Origin of the sequence: Alkalibacterium indicireducens, from assembly GCF_039522005.1 — a bacterium.
GTDB lineage: Bacteria > Bacillota > Bacilli > Lactobacillales > Carnobacteriaceae_A > Alkalibacterium > Alkalibacterium indicireducens.
Genome location: NZ_BAAADA010000033.1, coordinates 1 through 3,673, shown reverse-complemented (window position 1 = coordinate 3,673; position 3,673 = coordinate 1). Strand labels below are relative to the sequence as shown.

At 37.6% G+C, this 3,673-nt stretch carries 2 protein-coding genes; both read left to right on the top strand.

The window, feature by feature from the left end; all coding sequences use genetic code 11:
• The first annotated feature begins 161 nt into the window (after positions 1–161).
• On the top strand, positions 162–2,771 hold the full coding sequence (adhE, locus tag ABFX15_RS02300) for a bifunctional acetaldehyde-CoA/alcohol dehydrogenase (protein WP_346023915.1): 2,610 nt from the start codon (positions 162–164) through the stop codon (positions 2,769–2,771).
• Positions 2,772–2,773: 2 nt separating this feature from the next.
• Positions 2,774–3,520 carry a phosphotransferase family protein gene (locus tag ABFX15_RS02295; protein ID WP_346023914.1) on the top strand — a complete coding sequence of 249 codons (747 nt, stop codon included), beginning with the start codon at positions 2,774–2,776 and terminating at the stop codon, positions 3,518–3,520.
• Positions 3,521–3,673 lie beyond the last annotated feature (153 nt).

Genomic DNA, 3,673 nt, shown 5'->3' with positions numbered 1-3,673 from the left:
CATTTTAATATTAAAATTGAAGAGTTACCATCTCTAGAAAAAAAGTTTCCGCCAAAGTCTTGACACATACAACTTTCTTTTCCCTCTTTACAAATGAATTTATTTTGTATATTATATATTCATATTGTGAAAGAAGTAACAATCTTGTGGAGGAGATTATTTTGACAAAAGTACGAACGATTGTAGAAGACCAAGAAACATTACAAAATGCACTAGATGAAGTTAGAAAAGCTCAAAGAGAATTCGCTCATTTTACTCAAGAAGAAGTAGATAAAGTATTTTTAGCAGCATCTGTTGCAGCAAACCAAGCGAGAATTCCTCTGGCCAAACATGCCGTTGAAGAATCCGGTATGGGTTGTGTAGAAGATAAAGTTATTAAGAACCATTATGCAGCAGAATTTGTATACAACAATTACAAAGACACTCAGACAGTAGGAATCGTTGAAGAAGATACAAGCTATGGAATTAAGAAAGTTCTTGAGCCAATTGGTGTCATCTCAGCGATTATTCCAACAACGAACCCAACGTCCACTACCATATTCAAAATTTTAATCGCATTGAAAACACGAAATGGAATTGTCATTAGTCCTCACCCTAGAGCAAAGAACTGTACAATTGAAACCGCTAAGATTATTTTAGACGCGGCAGTTAAAGCCGGAGCGCCTGAAGGAATTATTAGTTGGATTGATGTGCCAAGTCTAGAACTCACACAAATGGTTATGGCAGAATCAGACACCATCTTGGCGACAGGTGGACCAGGAATGGTAAACGCCGCTTATTCATCAGGTAAGCCAGCTCTTGGTGTAGGTGCAGGAAACACGCCAGCAATTATTGACGATAGTGCTGACATCTTGTTGGCAGTGAACTCAATCATCCATTCAAAAACATTTGATAATGGGATGATTTGTGCATCGGAACAGTCTGTAGTGGTATTAGACGACGTTTATGACGAAGTTAAAAAAGAATTTGCTTACCGTAATTGTCATTTCTTAAATGATAAAGAGCTAGACAAAGTACGTAAGACAATCATTATTAATGAAGCGCTAAACTCTAAGATTGTTGGACAACCAGCTCCAGTAATTGCGGAATTAGCAGGAATTAATGTTCCAGAAACAACGAAAATTTTAATTGGTGAAGTGACAGATGTAAGCTTGGCGGAAGAATTTGCTCATGAAAAACTATCTCCTCTTCTTGCCATGTACCGTGCGGACGACTTTGACGATGCGCTTGATAAAGCTGATCGTTTGGTAAAAGATGGTGGATATGGTCATACATCAGCACTGTATATTGACACAGCTGCAGAGAATGATCGATTAGAGAAATTCCAAAACCGTATGAAAACAGCACGGATCCTAATTAATACTCCTTCATCACAAGGTGGTATAGGTGATATTTATAACTTTAAACTAACACCTTCTTTAACCTTGGGTTGTGGAACATGGGGTGGAAACTCTGTATCAGAAAACGTTGGCGTCAAGCACTTACTCAATATTAAAACAGTAGCTGAAAGGAAAGAAAATATGTTATGGTTGAAAACTCCAGCAAAAACATTCTTTAAGCGCGGTTGTCTACCACTTGCCTTGGACGAATTAAAAGCAGTACAAAACAAGAAACGTGCATTTATTGTTACGGATAAATTTCTATTTGACAATGGATACACAGATACAATTACTAAAAAGTTAGATGCATTAGGTATTGAACACAAAACGTTCTCTAACGTTCAGCCTGACCCTACACTTTCTAATGTCACGCAAGGTGCAAATGAAATGCATGATTTCCAACCTGACACCATTATTGCTGTCGGTGGAGGTAGTCCGATGGATGCTGCGAAAATCATGTGGGTAATGTATGAACATCCCGAAACAGACTTTATGGACTTAGCCATGCGTTTCATGGATATCCGTAAACGAGTATTAGGATTCCCTGTCTTAGGTGAAAAAGCTTACTTTGTAGCGATTCCTACTACTGCTGGTACAGGTGCTGAAGTGACACCATTTGCGGTAATTACAGATGATGAGTCAAATGTAAAATACCCATTAGCAGACTACCAGTTAATGCCAGATATGGCAGTTGTCGATGCAGACTTAATGGATAATGCTCCTAAAGGATTAACGGCCTATTCAGGATTTGATGCAGTCACTCACGCATTAGAAGCCTACGCTTCTGTTATGGCATCAGACTATACGGATGGACTAGCCTTACAAGCACTAAAAGTTGCTTTTGAATACTTGCCAAGAGCCTATAAATACGGTGCCAAAGACCCTGTCGCTCGTGAAAAAATGGGGGATGCTTCAACAATGGCCGGAATGGCGTTTGGTAATGCTTTCCTAGGTGTCTGTCACTCAATGGCACACAAATTAGGCTCTCAGCACCATGTCACTCACGGTTTAGCAAACGCATTATTAATTAATGAAGTGATTTCCTTTAACGCAAGTGAAACACCAACAAAAATGGGGACTTTCTCACAGTATGACCATCCAAAAGCATTAAGTAGATATGCTGAAATTGCCGATCACTTAAACTTAGGTGGAAATACCGATGAAGAAAAATTAGAGAACTTACTCGACGCACTAAATGAATTAAAAGCAGAAATTGGTATTAAACAGACCATCCAAGAATACGATGTCCCAGAAAAAGAATTCTTAGATACTCTTGATGCAATGGTTGAGAATGCATTTGATGACCAGTGTACTGGCTCAAACCCTCGCTACCCATTAATGAGCGAAATAAAAGAAATGTATCTAAATGCATACTATGGAAAGGATAGGTAGTTATGGAAAAGCAAGTACTTGCTGAAAGATCAGACAAAGAAATCTATCGTAAAGGTGACAAAGTCATTATAAAATTTGATTCATCGTTCTCAAAAGCTAATATTTTAAACGAAGCCTTAAACCAGTCAAGAATTGAAGAGACTGGACTTAACATTCCCAAATTACATGAAGTCCGATTGCTAGATGATGACCAAATGATTTTGATGGATTATGTACCAGGCAACACTTTGCAAGAATTAATGGATGAAAATCCAGAAAAAATGGATGAATACTTAGAGCTATTTGTTGATTTACAAATAGCCATCCATCAAGAAAGAGCTCCTCTACTAAATGAGATGCATAGTAAAATGAGTCGAAAAATTGCGAATAGCGGTTTAAACGCAACCATTCGTTATGAATTAGATAGTCGGTTAGCAGGGATGCCTGTTCATAATAAAGTTTGTCATGGTGATTTCAATCCAACAAACATTATTATTACAGATGATGAAGAGGCTTACGTCCTTGACTGGTCTCACGTGACTCAAGGAAATGGTTCACATGATGCTGCCACTACGTATCTCGACTTTTATTTAAAAGGCGAGAAAGAATTAGCAGAAAAATACATCAAACTATATGCTGAAAAAACAAATACCGCTCTTCAATATATTTTGAAGTGGTGCCCAATTGTTACTGCTGAGCAATTAGCTAAGGGAATTAAAGAAAATGAAGAATTCTTAATGCGATGGGTCGATGTTGTAGAATACGAATAAAAAATAAAAATAAAAGAGGACTAGATTCAATTGAACTGCTCCCTGTCAAGTAGACAGGTAAAAAAAAACACCTATGGATTTTTAAACTGGACCCTATAGAATAGACACGGATAAAAAACCCTTATTCGTTCTCTATTTTATAGGGTTCTTTAT

Bases quoted from the DNA above. Each gene is read 5' to 3' on its own strand.
- ABFX15_RS02295 (WP_346023914.1), top strand. From the start codon at position 2,774: ATGGAAAAGCAAGTACTTGCTGAAAGATCAGACAAAGAAATCTATCGT.